15 protein-coding genes are annotated in these 21,971 nt (G+C 41.2%); all 15 read right to left on the bottom strand.

Annotated elements, in window-relative coordinates; translation table 11 throughout:
- Positions 1-11 precede the first annotated feature (11 nt).
- Complete coding sequence (gene nrfA, locus I2I13_RS23345; RefSeq protein ID WP_195650673.1) at positions 12-1,493, bottom strand: ammonia-forming cytochrome c nitrite reductase; 1,482 nt, start codon at positions 1,491-1,493, stop codon at positions 12-14.
- A 39-nt stretch (positions 1,494-1,532) separates the two neighbouring features.
- Entirely contained in the window at positions 1,533-2,132 is a 600-nt protein-coding gene (nrfH, locus tag I2I13_RS23340) for a cytochrome c nitrite reductase small subunit (RefSeq protein ID WP_004297093.1), read from the bottom strand.
- Positions 2,133-2,288: 156 nt separating this feature from the next.
- Positions 2,289-2,780, bottom strand: a complete 492-nt coding sequence (locus I2I13_RS23335) for a DUF4625 domain-containing protein (protein ID WP_164727312.1) — start codon at positions 2,778-2,780, stop codon at positions 2,289-2,291.
- Positions 2,777-4,936 carry a TonB-dependent receptor gene (locus I2I13_RS23330; protein ID WP_195650672.1) on the bottom strand — a complete coding sequence of 720 codons (2,160 nt, stop codon included), beginning with the start codon at positions 4,934-4,936 and terminating at the stop codon, positions 2,777-2,779. The genes I2I13_RS23335 and I2I13_RS23330 overlap by 4 nt, the downstream gene beginning before the upstream one ends.
- Positions 4,937-5,023: 87 nt before the next feature.
- The gene (locus I2I13_RS24740) at positions 5,024-5,338 is read right to left on the bottom strand and encodes a hypothetical protein (protein ID WP_148364922.1); all 315 of its coding nucleotides are present in this window, start codon (positions 5,336-5,338) and stop codon (positions 5,024-5,026) included.
- A 72-nt stretch (positions 5,339-5,410) separates the two neighbouring features.
- Positions 5,411-6,367, bottom strand: coding sequence for a hypothetical protein (locus I2I13_RS23325; RefSeq protein ID WP_148364921.1), 957 nt, complete (start codon positions 6,365-6,367; stop codon positions 5,411-5,413).
- Between the two features lie 73 nt (positions 6,368-6,440).
- Positions 6,441-8,534: a hypothetical protein gene (locus I2I13_RS23320; protein WP_229128705.1), complete on the bottom strand. Its 2,094-nt coding sequence runs from the start codon at positions 8,532-8,534 to the stop codon at positions 6,441-6,443.
- A 45-nt stretch (positions 8,535-8,579) separates the two neighbouring features.
- A complete protein-coding gene (locus I2I13_RS23315; protein WP_195650671.1) occupies positions 8,580-11,147 on the bottom strand; it encodes a glycoside hydrolase family 2 protein in 2,568 nt (855 codons plus the stop codon).
- 31 nt (positions 11,148-11,178) lie between these two features.
- On the bottom strand, positions 11,179-12,597 hold the full coding sequence (locus I2I13_RS23310; protein ID WP_195650670.1) for a DUF5125 domain-containing protein: 1,419 nt from the start codon (positions 12,595-12,597) through the stop codon (positions 11,179-11,181).
- Between the two features lie 34 nt (positions 12,598-12,631).
- The gene (locus tag I2I13_RS23305; RefSeq protein WP_195650669.1) at positions 12,632-14,185 is read right to left on the bottom strand and encodes a RagB/SusD family nutrient uptake outer membrane protein; all 1,554 of its coding nucleotides are present in this window, start codon (positions 14,183-14,185) and stop codon (positions 12,632-12,634) included.
- A gap of 32 nt (positions 14,186-14,217) precedes the next feature.
- Entirely contained in the window at positions 14,218-17,472 is a 3,255-nt protein-coding gene (locus tag I2I13_RS23300; protein ID WP_195650668.1) for a TonB-dependent receptor, read from the bottom strand.
- A 145-nt stretch (positions 17,473-17,617) separates the two neighbouring features.
- Positions 17,618-18,616 carry a FecR family protein gene (locus I2I13_RS23295; RefSeq protein WP_122135916.1) on the bottom strand — a complete coding sequence of 333 codons (999 nt, stop codon included), beginning with the start codon at positions 18,614-18,616 and terminating at the stop codon, positions 17,618-17,620.
- A 145-nt stretch (positions 18,617-18,761) separates the two neighbouring features.
- Positions 18,762-19,337, bottom strand: coding sequence for an RNA polymerase sigma-70 factor (locus I2I13_RS23290; RefSeq protein ID WP_148364915.1), 576 nt, complete (start codon positions 19,335-19,337; stop codon positions 18,762-18,764).
- 34 nt (positions 19,338-19,371) lie between these two features.
- Positions 19,372-21,084 (bottom strand): ATP-binding protein, encoded by a 1,713-nt coding sequence (locus I2I13_RS23285; RefSeq protein ID WP_195650667.1) that lies wholly within the window; start codon positions 21,082-21,084, stop codon positions 19,372-19,374.
- 78 nt (positions 21,085-21,162) lie between these two features.
- Positions 21,163-21,783: a DNA-binding protein gene (locus I2I13_RS23280; RefSeq protein ID WP_148364913.1), complete on the bottom strand. Its 621-nt coding sequence runs from the start codon at positions 21,781-21,783 to the stop codon at positions 21,163-21,165.
- Between the last annotated feature and the right edge of the window lie 188 nt (positions 21,784-21,971).

Below are 21,971 nucleotides of genomic sequence, written 5' to 3'. Positions count from 1 at the left end.
TATAAATTCTCTTATTTCTGTGCCAGACGACCGTTTTCTTTCGCTTTCTCCAACCATGCCGGAACAGTTGTTTTCAGGAATTTCTCCTTAGCCGCTCTTTCAGCATCCATATCCAAGCCGATATATTCCTGTGCTTTTGCCTTTGTTGAAATGTCCGGCATCGGAACATCTCCCGTATATCCGTTCTTTGCCAATACTTTAGACACAGCCAGACGGGCTTGCATGGCACGATCCAATCCATGAGAAAGAATTCTCTGAATTTCCTGCGGTGCATGGAAAGAACCTCCGTGTGAAGCTACTCCGAAATCCCAACGCCATTGTGCCTGACGAATCAGTGCGAGCACATCTTTCATCTGTGTTTCTGTGGCACCCTTGTCCCAGGCAAATTTAGCTTCGATATGTGCTTTTGCCAATTCCTGTTCCAGACGGTTACGGATTTCATTCGCTTTACGTTGGCGTTCGTACACATTATTACGCAAAGTCTCTTCACTTTCACGGTGACAAACCTGACAGGTGCGGTCAATCATAGCCAACGGGCTTTGGATATGGTGATCGCTGAATTTCACACCACCTTCACTCTTATACGGCATGTGGCAATCGGCACAAGAGACACCTCTCTGTCCGTGGATACCCATCTGACAAATCTCATAGTCAGGATGCTGCGCTTTCAGAATCGGAGTACGGCTCAATTTATGAATATAATCATAGAAACCGGCCTCATCATAATAAGCCTCCATATCTTCTACCGTAAAACCTTTGTCCCAAGGGAAAGTCAGGTATTTGCCATCCCCTTTGAAATAATATTCCACATGACATTGTGCACATACCAATGAACGCATCTCCTGCGGAGTAGCTTTAGTGATGTCTTTACCCTGACGTTGGAAAGCCTCTATCAAAGCGGGACGACTGATATGAAGATTCATTGTTTCGGGATCATGACAATCGGAGCATCCGATAGGATTCACAATTTCAGCACCCATAGCCCCCCATTTATTGTTATAGAAAGAATCGACACCTAATGCCTCCATCATACGGGGGACATCCGGACTCTTACAAGTCCAGCAGGTAGACGGTTGAGGACCTTCGGTCGGGCTCATGGGCGAACCGGTACGCAAAGATGCCGTAATATCCTCAATGGCATGCATATGTCCCCGTGGAGTGGAATAATCTTTTGAGAAAGCGTATCCCGCCCATAGAACCACCATTTCAGGACGTTTTTCCAAAGCATCTACAGCAATATTTCCATTAAATTCACTCTCAAAGTCAGTCTTTGCAGTCTCCGTCCAAGTCTGGTATTCACGGGGAAAGTCATCCTTAAACAGTTCATTCCGTGCTTCAATCCCTTTGATAACGTTTTTACGGTTATTGAAAATGCTGGCAACTTCCGCCCTCCGTTCCATCAACGCAGAAACGCATAATCCCAAAACAAATACAACGACCATTGAACCTCCGAACAACAGCCATCCTTGCCATGATTTTAATTTCTTTTCCATTGTATATCGGTTTTATTATTTTATTACGTATTTCATTTCTTATTTATCTTTCTGATTCACCATCTTCCGGAGCCATTCGGGAACAGGCGATTCCGGAAGAGGAACAATCGCTCCCGGAGTACCAGACAGGGAATTCTTTCCACCATGAGGAACATCACGATGGCAATCCCAGCAAGCCTTCCCCTCTCCTACCTGTGACATCATATAATCGATCTTCCCCGTCTTCACAAATTCCGTATTGAGTTGTGTATGACAGCGAATACAGTTATTCATAATCACTTCGGAACTGGCTTCATGAGCCTGAATGACCTGCGGCTCGCTTTTGGTAAGAAATGCAGCCACGTGTTTCATACCGTCCATACCTTTAAAGGTCCATTTCTTCACAGCATTTTCATGCGGCACATGACAATCATTGCAGGTGGCATTCCGGGCATGCGAACTATGAAACCAAGTTGCATAGTAAGGAGTCATAATGTGGCAATTCACGCACGCAGCCGGGTCATCCCCAAGATAGGTATGCGCCCGGAGCATATACATAAACAGTGCTCCTCCACCCACAATAACACCGCCAATGATGACAGCCGCTACCTTCCATTTATAAGAAGGAAAGAGTCGATTTATTATTGGAAACTTCATCATATGAAAAAGTATTTTTCACAAAAGTAAAGGATTGGAAACAAAAAAGGTGTAATAGATATTACACCTTTCAAAAGAAAAAATACTCATTACAAAAAAACAGTCTATCTATCGTCCTATGGATAGTAGACATTCCTTCCTTATGTATTGCAATCTATCTTATTCATCATGGTGATGGTCTTCGTCTTCCACCTCATTACTCAATTTAATATTGCGCGCGATATAAGATTCGTTACCTGCGGCATCCGTGCAATAAACCATCAAATGATAATCTCCTGCAGTAGCATTGGCCGGTATTACAATATCGTGATGATGAATATGGGCGGTTTTCTGTCCGGACACATCGTAGGATCTGTTGAAACTAAAATCTACTGTTTCCTGTGCAGCCCTGCTATTACCTCCGTGTGAATGGTGGTCGAAATTACTATGAATTTCAATCTTATAGGATTTCAGCATGACATCATCCGACAAATCCATTTCAAAATGAACCCCATGTTCGTTTCCAATCTTCAAAGCCTGACCTTCTTCCGGTTCGTGAAGTTCAATCAAAGGTTTGGTCGTATCGCTGGAGTCATCATTATCACAAGAGGAAAACATGAAAGTAACTGTTGCCAAAAGGCTAATCATTGGGAGATAGAATTTATTTTTCATTTCAGTATTTTTTTAAATGGAACTTTGATTAATATCTGGAAGTTACGTCCCGGTTCGGGGATTTCAACTTTCCTGTAAAAACTAAGATGATTGTAATATCGGGTATCGAATATATTCCGGGCGGTCAGGGTTATTTCAATCTCATTGTTTCCACCTATCGGAATATTCAATGAACCACCCAGATGAAAGAGATTTGCTCCGGCTGTACGATCTTCGTTACGGTCCACTCTATTTTGCCGGGCAATGCTCTGCCATTCTGCATACAACATATACCGCTTCTTTTGCCAGGTTAATGTATTGCGCATAACAGGAGGTGGCGAGAAACTCAATGGAATATGTTCATCACAATTATAGGTGTAAACGTATTCAGCGGAAATCCGATAATTGAAGTTGCGCAGAAAATCAACATCTACGGTAGCTTCAGTTCCTGCAAATAGCGCTTCTGCTCCGGTATAGCGATAGATTTGTCCGGCATGAGGCAATACAGACCACTCTCCGGTAGGACGCAGAAAGATGTAATTGCTGAACCAACTGACAAATGGAGAGACGGAGAAAGAAATTCTCCGGTACTTCAGATGATAAGAAGCATCCAGTTGCCAGCCTTGTTCGGACTTTAGGTTTGCATCTCCCTGTTCATGGCGGAAAGTGCCGTGATGTACACCGTTGGCAGCCAACTCATTCGCACCGGGCAGGCGGAAACTACGCCCGATATTCACCTTTACCAGATGCTTGTCGGAGGGAGTCCATACCAGTCCCAGAGAAAGAGAATAATCACCGTAGTGCTTATTCACAGAGTGACTGTTCCACTTGTAGAAGTCTATCTGTTCCGGATCATAGCCCTGTTTCCGAAGATAATCGGCAAGGTAAGTATCTTCATGCGAAGAGATATTCATATATCCGTAGTCATATCGCACTCCTCCGCTGACAGAAAACACATTGTTGGGTCTGTATGTCGTAAGCCAAAGCATTCCGGTAGTGGAACGGCGATATTCAGGCAGTAAAAACGAATAGCCGGAAATGTTGTTCCGTTGATGTTGTCCATCCCACCCCAATGTATGTTCCCACGAAGAAGAACCAATAAAACGAGCTTTCACCGAAGCACTGAAAGTGTTCAGATTAAAAGCAAGTTCCTTGTCGGGGTCTTTCTCCGGTGCGGGTTGCAAACCATAGTGAGTATGGAAAGCACTCCACTCTTCACGGTGATTGTTCTGGAAACCTAAATCGCCTGACAAGATCAGTTTCTCCCATGCATATTGCTGGTGGGTAGTCACTTTCAGGTGATTCACTTTACTGAATGGCAATTCAATATTACGGCTGTCTCCATCATCTTCCACACGTGACGCATCGGGTATGCCATGTGCCCCCGGGAAGAATCCCGTCTTTTGATATACATTACTCACAGCATAATTCGCTTTATAGGCTCTTCGTTGATATTGGGTAAAAAGTCCGATATTGCGTTCAATGCCTGCTGTATTCTTGAGTTTACGCCCATATATGGGAATTCTTTGTGTCAGGTAGACAATAGAATCCGTCGGAATACGATAGTCGCCGAAATGTTGTTCCGAATAACGGATATGGGAGTACCAGGCATTCTTCCTGATTCCCAGCATCAGTGATCCTCCGATGGTTCCATTGACTGATTTACCCAGCAGTGTGACATCTCCGAACACACGATTATCAGCAGGAACAGCCGACGGAACAACATCAATCACTCCTCCCATTGCATCACTGCCATAGAGCAGTGAGGAGGGTCCTTTCAATACATTGACTGCTCCGATATTGAAAGCATCCAGTTCCAGTCCGTGATCGGCTCCCCATTGTTGTCCTTCCTGTTTGATTCCGTTTTCCAATACAGCAATCCGGTTGAATCCCATTCCGCGAATCATCGGTTTGGAGAAGCCCGAACCAATATCCATTGCCTGTACTCCGGGAATGTTCTCCATCGCCTGCATGAAGTTTCCTGTAAAATGTTTGCGCAAAAAATCCTGATCGGCTACATCAACCGTAAGGGCAGACTTTTTTACTTGACGTTGCTGGTACGTTTCGGTTACCACAACATCAGGCAAAAGCATGCTCTTGATTGAATCGGATTTCTGTGCATGGACGGATAAGGTTACAAATAACCCTATTACGCCCGAAATAATTCCGATACGCATCAATTACAATCTTTTATTTAATGTGTAAAATGAATGTGAGGATAGATTGAAAGCCAATCTATCTCCATTGAAAATATGAGTATGTAATCATGCGAACGGAGGCCCGCGTAAATGATGCGAATAAGTTGGTTTGCAAACAACCTTATCCTGGTAAATAACCGGCTCGTAGGGCACGAGCGTCAGTATAGTATGATATTCTATTAATTGAGGTTCCGTGAAAAGAGAAAGAGAGTATTTACATATCGCACAATCATCGGAAGAATTATGGGAATGCTTTGCATGGGAACACGACTTTTCATCCTCACTTCCATGATAGTGAAAGGTCTTCACTACAAAGAAAGGAATGAATGTCATGAATAACATCCATGCTATATATACCCTTATATTTTTCTTTTGATACATTCTCTCTCTATTGATTAATAGAATAGCGGGACAAATATACCGGTATGAAAAAGAACCAGCAAATAATCAGTCTTAATATGTGTTATCAGTAATAGAGTTCAACTCCCTTAATGTCCAAATCTCCTCATATTCATAAGCCTCTCCCGGCTTTAGCTTGACCATAGGACTGTTCGGTTCCATTTCCAAAAATTCATCATTAAAATAAATCATGTTAGGAAAGCACACCCGCAAATTATTATCATATTTCCCCTGCGGAACATACTTATTTTGTTTGATATACAAATAATCATTGAACTGATAAAAATACATACCGTTTGTAGTATTTATCCCATATTTCTTTTGCTCGTCTCCTCCGGGAAAGGCTGTAAAATAACGATTCTCTACATGAATACGTTCCTGCAAATGATGAGAGGGAATTAATGTATCTGCTGACAATGAAATCTCACTAAATCCCAATGGATATTGTGAATTTGGAATCGCTTCACAATAGTAAATACCACCGGCAGGCAGTAATGTACGTGTCCAAAAACAATATTCAACCTCCCCATTTGATATATTAGACATTCGCTGTTTAATATGCAGAACCGGCTGGTTCTCTTCCAAAAAGTAAATCCGCTCCACCTGAATACCCATCGCCTGTGATGGATGGCTGACCAAGCGCAATTTATCTTCCTCAACAAAGGTTTGATAAGGTCCTGCCCAAATTGAATCATGGATATTCTCCGTTTTACGTTCATTACCGATATCAAATCTACCGGCATCAGGACTTCGTCTTGTTCGTATATAGTTCTCTACAGTCCAGCCGTTGATAACAGAATCACTCCACAATATATTATCTCCACGACTCTCTAAGCCGAAATATAGAATTTGTCCGCCATACGTCGGATTAACAATAACGGAAACAACCCTGTTAGATAGCTTAAGACAGTTCTCCCACCCTCTGTAAGAAACTGTATCAACCTCCTGAACCGGATGATGTGAACAGGATAAACAGAGAAAAAACAAAAGAATGAATAGTATATATCTCATAAAAAAACAACCTCTCTTGATTCATTTAAAATCCTTTGGAGAGGATTTGAAAAGTCCTCTCCAAAGGATCATATTATACCGGAATAATTTCGACAGAGAATGTAGAAGATATTGTTTTATTAAGCCAGATTACGAGGCTTCCTCCTACTGTATCACTCAAATAGTCACTATCAGACACCAATGCCTTTCCATCAACCTTGACCGTTACATTTCCGCTTCCGATCCAATTATCAATTCTAAATACAGGATTTTTCACTGCACCGGTAGGGTTACAAGTAAACTGGCAACTTTCCGTACCTGCCGTTTTCATCAAAACCATCTCCCGTTTGGAATACCCTGTTACATCCGGATTATAAGAAACTCCGTTCAGATTCGTCGGACTTCCCATATACAGCCATCCTCTTGTATATGCATCTATGTCAGAAGCCGCATCAGATTGATTAATACCCAACAGCATCAAATAGACCCTATATTTATTTCCATCCGAATTAACCTGATAAGCAGTATTCCAAGAAACATCTCCTTTAGCCTCCACACCAATCAATGAAGAATGGGAAACCTGTGACGGCCAGGTAGCCGTCGACTTATCATAATCCCCATAACGGGCATTTAAATAGGGTTGTTTATCTACCGGCCAATGAGACATCTGATAATTTATATCATGCCAGGTCAAGTCATTCTCAATCGGCAACGGAGAGACTTCCGGACGTTCGGGAGTGTAAGAGAATACAGAAAAAGCATCAGGAGCATTATTTAAATGAGCAGTATAGATTTGCTCTTTCCAGTTTTTCACATTCTGGTTGACTTCATCAAAAGGTTTAGCCGGATAAAGATCATACCGGTTGCCTGAAAGATTAGAAATACTAAAAGCCGGCTGTTTCACATGATCTGACGGAATGGATGAACTACCGGAAATAACCATGGGTTCACTCAACTCATGATAGCGATAATAAGCCTGTCCCGCCTGCTTCTGAATATACTCGATACGCCTCACGCCTACTCCGTCAGCATAAAAAGTATAGTACTCGTCTACTTCCGGATATATCGCATCAGGATAAGGAGCTTTATAATCCGGATTTACCAATGCATAATGATACTTAACCACTTTCCGTACTTTGTTATTCTCTATGATATCCACTTTTGCATACGCTAACAAACGATCCGACATCGGCTCAAAACATCCTTTATTCAAATCCGACCATGTTTCAGCAAACTCATAGCAATAAAGCAATTCATTGCTCATGTGCCAGGCAGGTACGAAATTCGCTTCCGACCAAAATACAAATTGCCTGTTTTGTGCAGCAGCCGGACAATGTTTCGGATTGAAACTGATTACCGTTGCATCACCCGGAAAACCTGCCCACGTGAAGTTACGCTGCTTTACATCAAAGTCCGGTGACGCCTCTACAACATCTTCTGCCGGAAACTCTTCAAAACGGATATCAGAATAATTCACCTCGGTCGAATTTTCATTACCATTCCTGACTATCGGACAAATAAAATAGTTCTGTCCCTGTCCTCCCCAATCTTTCGATTGAGCAAGTTCAATCCAGTTCTCATGAAATTTCCCATCAATTTCTTTTCCAACACTCACATAAAAATGAAAGAAACCGGATATCTTATTCCTGATGATACGCGCCTTACCTGTAGAAGCTGTAAAAGGAACAGAAAAATAGCTATTATTGAGAGGTATGGAATAACGGAAAGAATAATCGTTTTTATTTATCTTCTTCGTATTATCCAAAACGTTATCTATTCCGTCCTGACGATCCAATACCCGTACGGTCGACACACCGGATTCTGTACACACACTCACCGAAGTATAATTATTGAAATCCGGTTTCCCGTTCTTCTCCCGGACAATAGCCAAGCCAAAGTTAGTTGTTTTATCAGCTGTTACCTCCGCAATAAAATGTCCCTGCGCAATCTGTGGCAGACAAACACCATAAGTAGAATTCTTCCCGTTCAACCCTATTTTTACAGAGGAACCGGAAATATCAAAATGACCATTAGCCCCTACCGTTAAAGCAATAGGCTGATATTCCGTAACCACAGGAGGAGCCGGTTTTTCTTCTGGATTAACCGGCATATAGGGATCATCCAAAGTGCAAGCTATCAGGCTGGAAAGCAGACAAGCTGCCAATATATTATTCATTATCTTCTTCATTTTTATTATGTATTAATAGGTCCGATTGAGATATACATTTCACAATCAATTGACTTGATTTACCGAGAGACATTTCAATTGCTTCTCAAATGCTGCCGCTGAAAGATGAGTCTTCACCCGAACCACTTCCTCTTTTCCCGGTATCAGCGTTACGTAATTCTGCTCAAAGAAACTTTCATCATCATCAACGAAAAGATAGAGTCCTCTGATCAATGCAGAAGAACGAAGCCGCAAATCAACTCCTTCATTGGTCTTCTCCACCGTTATAACAGGAGCTACCTTTGAATAAGCATATTGATTGGAATAGACCGGATAATAGATGTTCGAAGAAATCGTTTTACCATTTTCATTCAACGTCACATAAGTGAAAACTTCGTTCTCTTTCTTACCTCCATAAAGTTCCGTAGTTGTTATCGAAGCCACATCTTCACACCCATTAGCACCCAATTCAAGTGAAACTCTCTTTGAGAACACCGTCTGTCCCTCCAAGGTCAGAGTCGTTATCTCCAACTCTCCTTTCATCTTTTGCAAACGATCGGAAATGACTTTGAACACAACTTGTTTTCCGGAAGCATAAGGAGAAACCAATACCTCAGCATAAGCATCACGGGCATAATACTGTAAAGCCTTCCATCTGCCATAATAATCAATGCTCGACCACGAAGCTACCGGCCAGCAATCATTAATCTGCCAATAAAGTGTTCCCATACAGTAGGGTTTTGCACGACGATGAGCTTCAATTCCGATCTTCACCGCCTCCGCCTGCAAATACTGGCTCATATAAACAAATTCACTAAAATCATCAGGAACTTTAAAATATTTCTCCATATACATCTTCATCATATTATTCCCGAAATTCGGATCACGGGTCTGGTCATTGCGGGCACGCTGATGAGACAACATAACTTCCGAGTCCAAACGCAAATCATGTTCACTTGCAAAACGACGGATGGTGCGCATCTCCGGATAAGACTGGAAACCATACTCACTCATAAAGCGACCTATGTTTTTAGCTTCCGTATATTCTTCAAGCCATCCTCCTTTCCAGACAGACCAGAAATGTACATCTCCCATATTATAATCTATATTATTATAACCGGTCACAGGAGATGTCGGGTGATAATACCTCGTTTCATCCACAGCCTGTATCGCTTCCGGAATTACGTCATAAAAGAGTTTATGCAGATTACTCTGATAAATTCTGTCTTCTTCGGGCGTATAACGATCTTTCCATCCCCATCCAAAATATGAAATCTCATTTTCATTGTTTCCATTCCAGAGTGCAATACAAGGATGATTACGCAAACGTTTCACATTGTCCTTCACTTCCTCGGCCACACTATTCAAATAATGCTCGTCAGCGGGGAACATGCCACAGGCAAACATCATATCCTGCCAGACAAGAATACCGTATTTGTCACACATCTCATAAAACGCATCCATCTCATAAATACCTCCGCCCCAAATACGCAACATATTCATATTCACATCAGCTGCCGACTTTATGATATATTCGTACCAACTTTCAGGCACCCTGTTCGGAAAATTATCCAAAGGAATATAATTGGCTCCTTTCATAAAGACCGCTTTTCCATTCAGTTTCACAAACATCGACTGCCCCTGTTCATCTTTTTCACGAACTATTTCCAATGTACGGATACCCGTCTTTACACGGTCTGTCACCTTATGTCCTTCTTTATCTAATACAATATCAAAATCATACATCCGGGGATTGCCTAATCCGTTAGTCCACCATAATTCAGGATTCTTCACTTCGAAGTCTACTCGCACCGTGTTCATCCCTTTAGTCAATGCTACTTGTTTACGAACAGCCTCTTTCTTATCATATTCCACCGTAAACGTTGCCTTCGTATCTTCATCACTCATCACCGTACAAACAGCCTCCATCTTCGCTTTTCCCGATTCCAGTTTCCGGGTAATAATTTGAGTCCCATCGATATGGATATCATCCCAGTATTCCAGATAAACATCTCTCCAAATACCGGTAGTAATCAAACGAGGACCCCAATCCCACCCATAATTATATCCGGCTTTGCGGGCATAAAGGCTTAACATAATATCTGACTGATCATTATTAGGCCATGCCTGCAACTGGAAAGGAGATGCCAAGTACTTAGGCATATCCACCTTAAATATAGAATGGAAATAGATGCGGATAGTGTTCTCCCCTTTCTTCAAATAAGGAAGAGGATTCAAAGTCCATGTACGAAACATATTGTCACACTTCATCACCATATAATCATTGATATAAATATCGGCATACGTATCAAGTCCGGCAAAAACAAGCTGTACGTTGGGCGCTTGAAGCAGAGCCTCGTCTACAGTGAAAGTCTTTTTATATTCCCAGTCCTTTTCTCCAATCCATTGCAGGGATTTCTCATTCACTCCGTAAAACGGGTCCTTTATCATACGATTATTCATCAAATCGGTATGTACGGCTCCGGGCACTTGTGCCGGGAGCCAATTTTGAGATATAGATTGCTTGAACTGCCATTCATCATTCAGACTGATCCGGCTTTTGTTTTTCGCCGTAACAGGTATCAAACAGGTAAATAACATAAGCAATAATATATATTGAATCTTTTTATGCATAATACAAATTAGTTTAATGATAAGTGATTGCTCAATCCAGGTCACTTTCTACCAGAATAGTACTCCGGAAATGAGTTGTATTTCCCGATTTCGGAACAATAAATGTAATCTTGGCAACCGCTGATTTATAACTCGTATCATCGCCCAACGAAGGTGATATATTATAATTTCCCGGTTTACCGCTTTCTTCTACGGCTTTAAAGTTGTCATCTTCAAACGTTATATTCGGACAAGAGAACTCACCTCCCCAGTCTTTTTGATTATAGAATTTGAATTGAACCCATTTACTGACAATGACAGTCTGCGAGTAAACTGTTTGGGTAGCATCTTCCGAAACCTTACGGAAAATAACCGCATTATTAAAATCCCAATCCGGATTATAGCTCCACAATTCCGGGCGACCGATTCCCCAACCATTCACAAACAAAACTTCCGGATAGGAAACATTAGTAGTCAACGGATTTTCCGCACTCTCTACAAAAACAAAGTTGAACATCGTATTCATATATAACGTCACATTACCTGTCTGCCCGATATACATCAACTTATCTCCTTCCAGTTTAAAGAAATCCGGATCAAACTTCAACGCATTGAGATCAATCAATTCTGTCCTCACTTCTTCACCGTTTGTCAAAGAAACATTCTGGGCACGAAGTGTATTATTTACAAAATCATTATCCGCCGCATTCTTCTTATACAGCATGAAGACAACATCATTTACTGTCATTTCCTTTTTCAGAGGTGAAATCTCAAAAGAAAAAGCATCGAATACCACCTCTCTCACTTTCTCTTCCGTACTCTGTGAATCACAAAGGGAAACCGGACGCGACGAAGCCAACTCACAAGTATTCGTACTGGCATCAAATCCCCATACCATTCCTTTCTTTTCCGGCTCGCTATATATAAACACATTTGTATTATTCGGCAAGTCTACAGTAGCCTTATATAAATAAGGAGTTAACGGATTACTTTCATCCCTTTGCAGCACAATTTCTTCCCCTGTTTCACCAACCACTAAATATAATTGTGCAAAATCCGGCCTTTCCAATGGAATCTCGTAAGATTGTTCTGCTGTTTTCACATTTTTATTTGTAGCCACAACCTCCAGAGAAGCAAGTTGCTCGCCACACAAACGTCCGAACGGCACTTCGATTTCTTCTTCCACTTTCAATGTCTTTTGATTATTTCCCGGAAGAGTTTTGGAATAAAGCACCGCCTGATTGGCAACCAAGCGTATTTCTACGTGCGACAAGGCATCTGCATCCGTCACCTCCACGTTTAATTTTACCGACCCACCATATTGCAACTGTTCCTGATTCAAGGATAACTTTCCAATGACAGGTGCTTCGGCAGACGGATCGAAAAACATTTCATCCTGATTCTGGCAAGAAACAGCCAGTAACCCGATAAATATATAGAATGAAACAAGCTTATATAAATTCGTTTTCATATTTCTTCATTTAAAGATTAATAAAGGAAGAGGATTAATTATACCCCGGATTTTGAGTTAGGTTCGGATTACGATCCCTTTCTTCCTGTGGAATAGGCATCAGCAACATGTGTGCGGGAAATTTACCCGTAACAGTCGTTTGCTCTCCATCCACAATTTCCGACCACGTCAGACTTGACAGGGTGCTTTGAGCAATTCCATAACGTTTCAAATCAAAGAATCGCTCTCCTTCGTAAGCCAGTTCCAAGCGTCTTTCTTTCAAAAGGAGTCGGGTCAGTTCTTCTCTTGAACTGGCATTCAATTCCTGAAGTCCGACACGAGTACGAATCTTTTGCAAATTAGGTTCCGCTATTGCAGTTGCCGGACCGGACAAAGCATTGACTGCTTCTGCATGCAACAGAACAATATCAGCCAGACGGAAAATATAGATCAAGTCTCCGCAATCCCATCCTACCCGATTCTTTGCCCTGCACTTGTAAGGGAAAGGCAATGTACGGGTTTCCCATTGTCCATTCTTCAGTTGCGCATAATACTGGTCGAACCAAATATTATTAATGTCCTCAAAGATGACCGTAGAGTTTTTACGAACCTGATCTCCTTCGTCATCAAAAGCTTTCAGCAAACTTTGGGAAGGTGTCAGATATTTACGCCAATTCTGCTCTGTCATGGAAGGAGGCAATAGAAGAACAGGTACGTAATTATTTTCCGTACTGTTGGCAATATACTGTACAGCCAGAATCGTCTCACTATTATTACGATGTTCATCGTCAAACAGATGGTCATACGTATCCACCAATCGGTATACCGGCGAATTCATCACTGCTTCCGAATAGGTCTTCACCTTATCCCATTCTACATTGCCGGGTGCACCTTTCGTTGCATACACTTTTGCAAACAAAGCGTTAACCGCCCCTTTACTGGCAAATCCCCTGGTTTCAGCTTCCGTAGCACGCTTGTCCGGTAAACGGGTCAACGCAAATTCCAAATCTTCAATGATACGTGCATAAACTTCCTCTTCCGAATCGGCACGAGGCACTTGCACATCAGCCGGAGCAGTGCTTCCCGTAGTAGTCACAACAGGCACACATCCCCAAGTCTTTATTAAATTAAAATAATGCAACGCCCGCAAGAAGGAAGCTTCTCCAAGCATTTCTTCACGTTTACTCACTCCGGTAAAAGCTTCTGCGTCCAATAACGGATCATTAATTTGAGGTATATATTTCAAAGCTACATTACAACGCATAATACTTCCGTAAAGTGACTTCCATGATTTCATAACAACCGCATTACGGGGAGTCAGGTCGCGCAAGAACACATTATTGATATCCACATCATCACCGCCACTGTATGCATTATCCGCAAAACAGTCTGCAAGAATCATGTAATACCACATATAATATTCTTCATGCCCTTTCTGTATTCCGTCATAGCAACTGATAATCAGTGCTTCCGCATCTTTTATGGAAGTAAAAGCATTGGCTTCGGTCAGTTCTCCCCGTGGTGTTTCTGTCAGGAAACTATCACAGGAGGTCAGCCCTACATTGAGCAGCAAAGCTGCGGATATAAATATAGAATATATCTGTTTCATGTCTTTTTTAGATTTAATGAGTTGAACAATGCTCAAAATACAATAGTAGCTCCCAGAATATAAGTTCTCGCATGGGGGAAGACACCTTGGTCGATTCCCATAGCCGAAGAACTGCCCCCACCGATATTCACTTCAGGATCATAACCTCTGTAATTGGTAAAAGTCACCAGGTTATCTCCTGATATATAGACCGTCACTCTGTCCATCAACGCCTTCCGGGTCAACGGACGCGGCAAGGTATATGACAGTTTCACATTTTTCAGTTTAAAGTAAGATCCGTCTTCTACAAAACGGGAAGAAATAGCCGGATATTTATCTTTCTCCGCACGGGGAACAGTAGTGTAGTCTCCCGGATTACGCCAACGCATCAGGACACGGTCGGACTGGTTGCGGGAGTCGAACATTCCTTCGGTAAACATACGGGTGGCATTATAAATATCATTCCCGTATGAGCCCTGGAAGAAGAAAGACAGGTCAAAATTCTTATATGAAAAGACATTGTTGATGCCATACAGAAATTTCGGCTGTGCACAACCTAAGATCCGGCGGTCTTCATCTGCACTCAAATCTTCTTCATACACTAACATTCCGTTAGCCTTTTCGTACATCATACGTCCGTTTTGCGGGTTTACTCCTGCTGCCTGAAAACCATAAAAAGAACCTAAAGCCTGTCCTTTCTGAATGATAGACACATTTCCGGAGATTTTCTTATCAAGTGATCCGGTAAAGATAGCAGGACTTCCTGCCATATCTGTCACCTCATTCTTATTAGTAGAGATATTGAAATCTGTTGTCCATTTCAGCTCTCCGGTCAGGTTACGGGTAGTCAGTTGGAACTCCAGTCCTTTATTAACCACGCTACCTACATTCTGCATACCCGAATCAAATCCGGAAGTTTGAGGCAGTTTTACCATTAGTAACAAATCGGTTGTTTTCTTATAGTATGCATCGGCAGTCAGCGTTATTCTTCCATTAAGGAAAGAAAAGTCGAGTCCCACATTTGTCTGGGTAGTCCTCTCCCAACGTAGCTTATCATTACCTATCTGGCTCTGATAATATCCCGGTAGAATAACGCCATCCATATTATAATTCGCTCCGATTCCATAAATCCCATAAGAACTATAATAACCCACCTGGTCATTACCAACCTGTCCCCAGCCGACACGCAGTTTCAAATCACTCAACCAATCCAATGGTTTCATAAATTCCTCCCTAGTCAGTCTCCATCCCAAAGAGAAGGAAGGGAAATATCCCCAACGGTTGTTCACACCAAACTTAGAAGAACCGTCGGCACGGAAATTGACAGTGGCGAGGTACTTATTCTGGTAGTCATAGGTCACTCTCCCTAATACAGAAGCATTGGTAGATGCACCATAATCTTCACTGGGCTTGTTTAATACAGTTCCGGCGTTCATTGAATGTATTTTATTATCAGAGAATCCACGTATAGAACTGTTTGCCGATTCTCCCACATAACGGGAAGCTACAAACCCTGCCAAAGCCGAGAAACTGTGATCGCCTATCTTCTTGCTATAAGTCAGAATTTCTTCGTTGATCCATTTGTAATTTAACGAAGTGTTATAACTCGCTTGTCCCTGCTGGTTACGTCCCCAAGCTGAACTGAACGGGTCCAGAAATTCCTTGTACCGGGAAGCACCCATTTCGATACCCATACTTGTTTTTAACTTCAGATCCGGGGTAAAAGAAATCTCCGCATAGAGATTACCCAACAATTTATGATATACATAATCACGAGTATATGACTCTACCGCACTTAAAGGATTCTCCAAAGAAGACAGAAACGGTAGCGTAGGAAATGTTCCGTCCGCATTATATTTACCTACCACAGATGGAGTGGTGATGGCTTGCAGAATAACGGTCTCGGAATTTCCATCCGAAACATCGACATCATTGATCTTACTGTAACTTAGGTTCGTTCCGATCTTTACCCATTTTTTCAATTCCTGCTCCAGATTGATCTTAAAATTCATACGTTCAAACGAAGATGGTTTGACAATACCATCCTGTTTGATAAATCCGGCTGAAATGTAATAAAGGGATTTTTCGTTTCCACCGGAAATGGATAACTGATAATTCTGCATGGCCGCATTGCGAAACATTTCATCCTGCCAGTCGATATTGGCATTATACACGGATGTATCCATGGCCGGATATCCCAAATCGGAAAGTAAATCCTGATATTCATCTTTATTCAAGACATCTATTCTCTTGGCACGTTCCGAAAAGCCATAGTAGGCATTCAACTCAATTTGCGCTTCACCTTTCCGACCTCTTTTGGTGGTAATCAGTACTACCCCATTTGCACCTGCATTTCCGTAGATTGCAGCAGAAGAAGCGTCTTTCAATACCGTAATACTTTCTATTTCGGAAGGGTTGATCGTTTTTGTGTCACTGGTCGGCACTCCATCCACCACATACAAAGGTTCGTTTCCTGCATTGATAGACGTAGCTCCCCGGACACGGATAGAGAAACCTTCATTCGGCTTTCCCGAAGGGGTGATAACTTGTACTCCCGGAGAACGTCCGGCAAGTGCCGAACCGAAATCATTCACGGGAATATTTTCTATATCTTTTGCCAGAACAGTAGATACAGCTCCCGTTATATCTTTCTTCTTCTGTACGCTATAGCCTACTACAACCACCTCATCCAGTTTCTTCACATCTTCCTCTAAAGTTACATTCAGCATCCGGTTGTCTCCGATTCTTTTCTCCTGGGACAGATAACCGAGAAAAGAGTATTGAAGTACTTGATTAGGATGATCGATTTTGATTTCGTACTTACCATCCATATTGGTCACCACTCCATTATTACTTCCTTTCACCATCACACTGACACCTATCATCGGTTCGCCGGAACTATCCGTAACTTGTCCTGTCACGTTTCTGGCAGTAGCCGCCTGTGTAGATTCTGCGTCTTTCTGCCTGACATTCTTGGAGATACGGACAGTCTTGTTATTGATATCGAAAGAGACATCCTGCCCCCGGAACAGATTATTCAGTACATCTTCGATCTTTTGTTGTTTGGCGTCTATTGAAACTTTTCTTTTTGTATCAATATCCGGTGTTCGAAGAACAAACGTGTAGTTGTATCGCTTATTGATTGTTTCCAACGCCTCACCAATTGTCTTATTTTTGAGACTAAGCGTGATAAGTTCTCCATTATTCTGCGCCAACACCGGATTCGTCCAGATAAATAGCGCCAATAGAATTGGTAAAAGATTGCTAAATAGCTCTCTAAAATGAGCCGGTTTTTCATGATATTTCATACCTTTGGCAATGATCTAAGTTAATAATTAATTTTGTTAACTGATTTCCAAAACGGGAAAGTGTCGCAACCACTTTCTCGTTTATTTTTTTATTTGTTTATCCATCCATTCCACACATGTATTTTAAGGTTAATAACTAGGTTGTTTATCTCGTCTTTCTTGAAATTTCAATAATATCCTGATCTCGCTTGATACATAATTCATTGTCTATATTCAATGCTTCAAGCATCTCATCCAAAGAAAGTCCCTGGGCAAATGTGACAAAGAAATTTTCTTTGAGTAACGCTTTATCCCTTATCACAATCTGAACATTGAACAGACGTTGAAGTTCCGTTATAATCTCTTGCAGTGTCTTGTCTCTGAATGTATACTGCCCGTTCCGCCAGGATTGATACCCATCTACGTCAAACTTTTCAAGTTTAAGTTGTTTTTTATCCAGTATGGCTTTCTCACCCGGAACAAGGAAAATATCCTGCTGATTTAAATCTCCCTTCACCAACAAAGAAATACTTCCTTCAAGCAGTGTGGCTTCCGTGCCTTTATCTTCCGTATAAGAACGTACATTAAATCTTGTTCCATGCACTTTGATGCTTAAATCTTTTGTATCTACAATAAAAGGACGTTCCGGATCTTTTGTCACTTCCAGAAAGGTTTCTCCGCTAACAAATATCTGGCGAACTTGAGTAAACCGTTCGGGATAGATAATATGTGTACCGGAATTCAGCCAGACTTTACTCTGGTCGGGCAAAACAACTTCTTTCTTTTGCCCATATTCGGCATAGACTTCTATCCAGTTGACTTGTGATTCCTTATTATCCAGATATAGATAAAGAGTAGCTCCCAATAAAGGAATAAACAGAATAGCTGCAACACGTATCAGATAATGTATTGTTCTCGTGAATGTACTCTTTTGAGGAGACGGAGCTACTCCGCCAATAGCTTCACAGACCTTCACAAAGGCAGAAGAGGTCATTTCCCGGTCACAGGCTACTTGAGACGATTCTTTCCAAATTTCTTGCAATTCCTGATCGAATTCCGGTTTAGACTCATTCTCTATGAACCATCGTCCAAATGCACTTGAAGTGATATCCTTCTTCAAGTTATAGAAATAGTCTTTCAATATTCCGGGAGGTAAGAGTTTCATTTTTCTTCGTATTATCTGGTTATATCTGATATACGGAAGCTATGAAAAGTACACCCAATGCTTTTTCGACTTTAACATTTATAAACTATTAATTGGGGGATAGAGGTGTAACAGAAAGTAGTATGGCAGAGCGGAAAATTTAAAATCAGAGTGAAAGAATAAACAAAGCAGCAATCCAATAAAGAAACCCTCCCAGTTTTTCACGAAGTATGTGCAATGCTATATTCAGATGGCGTTCTACCGTGCGTTTGGATATTCCTAGTTCAGAGGCTATCTCATCATTAGACAATCCTTGCAAACGACTCATTACAAATACTGCACGACGCTGCGGCGGCATATTATCCACCTCTTTCATTACCAGTTCTTTAATATGAGACAGATCATAAACACTTTCTATCATTTCATCTGTATGATCGCTATCCTTCAGATAAGAGATGCTTTCCAAAGGTTCTGAAATGACTAAAGAACGGAAATAATCTGTTATCTCATTCTTTGTGATGGAATACAAATAGTTGTTAAACTTCCGCTCGCAATCAATCAATTCTCTTTTTGTCCAGACCTTGATAAATACATTTTGGGCTATATCGTCGGCAACAAAAGAATCTTTCACTATCCCCAATGTGAAAAAACGCACTTGAGAATAGTAACGATCGAAAAGAAGTTTAAAAGCATTTATATCTCCGGAAATCATTCGAGAGATAATATGACTCTCATTTTTCATAAACAGTTAGTGCAATATTGCAGATTTTATTGTCTCATACTTCCCAACATTTCCATCCCTTATTAGCACAAATGTACACCACATATGTCCGCACATTATAATTGGGAAACTTTTTCTTAGTGTCTTCACCGTATCTTTTCACCTGTTCCACGTGCTCGGGAAGAGGCTCGGAAAGTGCAAGCATCTTTTCAGCTTCCTTCATACGATAGTATTTAAATTCGACCACACGATCATCCATATAGTAATCCGTACCGGGAATACCGGTCATTTCAAAGTCTGATCGGCCTGCTGAATTATTCTGTTCGATGGCAAAGGTATAACAACTACTTAAATAACGCGATACCAGTTCGTAGAAAGAACACCGGATAAAGTTTTCATTGATCTTATCAAAAACTTGTGCTGGAAATTGTCCCAAATATTGTTCGAAATAATTCTGAACGAGTGGTTCCAGGCTTCGATTGGAATCATAGTGCCGATACACAGGGACATAACGTTGTGCATTACCTTCTATTTTGTTCAGTTGATTATAGTAGTCCATGTATACACTACGCATCGTCATATTGGGCAATGTTGTCACAAATTTATCCCTCAACGTTGTCATTCCCAAATAAAACAAACTAATGGGATAAAACTCTTTATCAAAAAACTTTTTCTTATTAAACTTACTGGCAAGATCAGCCACATTATAAGGCAGTTCATCGTCAATTACCAATGCATCCAACATCGCTTTCGCATTATCCAGCGAAAGAGTCAACCGACGAATCCAATGAATGTCAGTACGTAGATTTTCATCTACCAACTCGTCCGGAATACTGCCGGCATTGGCTGCAAATTTCTTGAAGAAGTAAGTAAGGATAGTGGCATTGAATAACCGATCTCCATTGGGACGGAAACGGTAGCCATCATAGTTGCTTACAATTAGTTGCCAGATTTCGTCAAAACGCTCCTGTCCCGTAGAGTATTTATCCAGTACATAACGTAGATATGTTTCTGTTTCTTCGTATGTAAACCCAAGCATATTCAGGAAATTAGGCTCAAGAGTCAATATCTCTGCAATATTATATCCACTGGTCAAATCATCCATAGTGACGGGCAGCACACCTGTACAAAAACAAGTACGGATACTTCCTTCCCCGATACCAGCTTTTATCACCTTGAAGAAAGTGCGCAAAAAACTATCATTCGTGGTCACTTTCTCATAAAGCGGGTCATTGTAGGCTGTAAGCAGTTGATTAGTGAAGTTATCATATTCATCAATCAATATATAAACTTTGGGAAATTCATGAGAACGGGCATAACTTAGTACTTCTTCCAACATTTTAGAAGCGTCTCCCCGAGTGGTAAACTGAAAGTCACCGAACAAATCTCTGTTATGCTCTACCATCACATCTACCGGACCACAGTTCAAATCATTAAAATTTTGAGCCAATCCTTCAATAGTATCCGCCATCACCATTTTTGAAAAATCGTAGCGAATAATCATATAACGGTTATGTTCTTTTGTCGGATGATTACCAATCCAAGTTCCTCCAAACAGTTCGTCAAACCGATGCGCTTTCGTACGGTCATAATAGCAAGCTAGAGTAGAGACTAACAAACTTTTCCCAAAGCGACGGGGACGCAGAAATACAGGAGCCTTATAATCTTCAAGCTTAGCTATATATTGGGTCTTATCTACGTAATAGAAACCACGTTCACGCATTTCTATGAAATCTGCTACTGCATAAGGAATTGTTATTCTTGCCATAATCCTACTGTTTTTTCTATAGACAAACAAAGGTACAAAATTGTTAGCAATAACAAGAAGAAATCTTTGAATTGATTGTTATTGCTCTTGTTGCCAGACATAAAACACGGTTCTTCCAGCTCCACGTTTACGAAGAATCCCTTTCTCAATGAAAGTATTCAAATCATCTATTGCTTTCAGCCGGGAAAGTCCGGTCAGGCTACTATATTCCAATCGGGTAATACCACCATTTTTCTTTAGAAATTCCTGTAAAAGCTGCTGGCGTTGTTCCATAGAAAATTCCACTTTTTGAGAAGAGTGTCTGGATTTATCCACACGTTCCAACTCTATCTCACGTTTAATCTTCCTTTTGAACTCTTTGGAAGTGCGCAAATGCACGTTATCAAAACAGATTGATTCGGCACGAATCTCCCGTTTAGTCATTACTTTATGCGTACATTTCAAAGAGATGCTGAAATGCCCGAGTTCGCCAAGTTCTACGATATATCCCTCCGCTAACGTTTCGGCAAGTTCATCCAATACAACTCCTACTACCGCATCTATCACGTTATAGTTAAAAGTCTGGGAAGAACGAGATACACGTTCCAGGAATTCTTTTTTCGAGTAAGTTCCATTTGGAACGATACGGGCATGCAAAGGCTTTTGTTCTCCGGTACTATCAGGATCCGGTGTTTCATACAAATCATATTGAGCACTCATAAGTATATCTTTTTATTAGTTCATACATTTATTACTTTCACTGCGTATATTTAATCGTCTGTTCATTGAACTTTAATCTTCAGTTCATATAAAAATAATCGTCTGACAGCTCAGGGCAGACGCATTAAAAATCATTATCCTGTAAAAGTTTTGATAAATATTTTTCATCCCACCCAGCTTTTAGCCTT

Origin of the sequence: Bacteroides sp. D55t1_190419_B8, assembly GCF_015558905.1 — a bacterium.
Taxonomy (GTDB): domain Bacteria; phylum Bacteroidota; class Bacteroidia; order Bacteroidales; family Bacteroidaceae; genus Bacteroides; species Bacteroides vicugnae.
This window is presented reverse-complemented; position numbering and strand designations above follow the sequence as displayed.

Excerpts from the sequence above, each read along its gene's own strand:
- nrfA (WP_195650673.1), bottom strand. The coding sequence starts at position 1,493 with ATGGAAAAGAAATTAAAATCATGGCAAGGATGGCTGTTGTTCGGAGGT.
- nrfH (WP_004297093.1), bottom strand. The coding sequence starts at position 2,132 with ATGATGAAGTTTCCAATAATAAATCGACTCTTTCCTTCTTATAAATGG.
- I2I13_RS23335 (WP_164727312.1), bottom strand. The coding sequence starts at position 2,780 with ATGAAAAATAAATTCTATCTCCCAATGATTAGCCTTTTGGCAACAGTT.
- I2I13_RS23330 (WP_195650672.1), bottom strand. The coding sequence starts at position 4,936 with ATGCGTATCGGAATTATTTCGGGCGTAATAGGGTTATTTGTAACCTTA.
- I2I13_RS24740 (WP_148364922.1), bottom strand. The coding sequence starts at position 5,338 with ATGTATCAAAAGAAAAATATAAGGGTATATATAGCATGGATGTTATTC.
- I2I13_RS23325 (WP_148364921.1), bottom strand. The coding sequence starts at position 6,367 with ATGAGATATATACTATTCATTCTTTTGTTTTTTCTCTGTTTATCCTGT.
- I2I13_RS23320 (WP_229128705.1), bottom strand. The coding sequence starts at position 8,534 with ATGAAGAAGATAATGAATAATATATTGGCAGCTTGTCTGCTTTCCAGC.
- I2I13_RS23315 (WP_195650671.1), bottom strand. The coding sequence starts at position 11,147 with ATGCATAAAAAGATTCAATATATATTATTGCTTATGTTATTTACCTGT.
- I2I13_RS23310 (WP_195650670.1), bottom strand. The coding sequence starts at position 12,597 with ATGAAAACGAATTTATATAAGCTTGTTTCATTCTATATATTTATCGGG.
- I2I13_RS23305 (WP_195650669.1), bottom strand. The coding sequence starts at position 14,185 with ATGAAACAGATATATTCTATATTTATATCCGCAGCTTTGCTGCTCAAT.
- I2I13_RS23300 (WP_195650668.1), bottom strand. The coding sequence starts at position 17,472 with ATGAAATATCATGAAAAACCGGCTCATTTTAGAGAGCTATTTAGCAAT.
- I2I13_RS23295 (WP_122135916.1), bottom strand. The coding sequence starts at position 18,616 with ATGAAACTCTTACCTCCCGGAATATTGAAAGACTATTTCTATAACTTG.
- I2I13_RS23290 (WP_148364915.1), bottom strand. The coding sequence starts at position 19,337 with ATGAAAAATGAGAGTCATATTATCTCTCGAATGATTTCCGGAGATATA.
- I2I13_RS23285 (WP_195650667.1), bottom strand. The coding sequence starts at position 21,084 with ATGGCAAGAATAACAATTCCTTATGCAGTAGCAGATTTCATAGAAATG.
- I2I13_RS23280 (WP_148364913.1), bottom strand. The coding sequence starts at position 21,783 with ATGAGTGCTCAATATGATTTGTATGAAACACCGGATCCTGATAGTACC.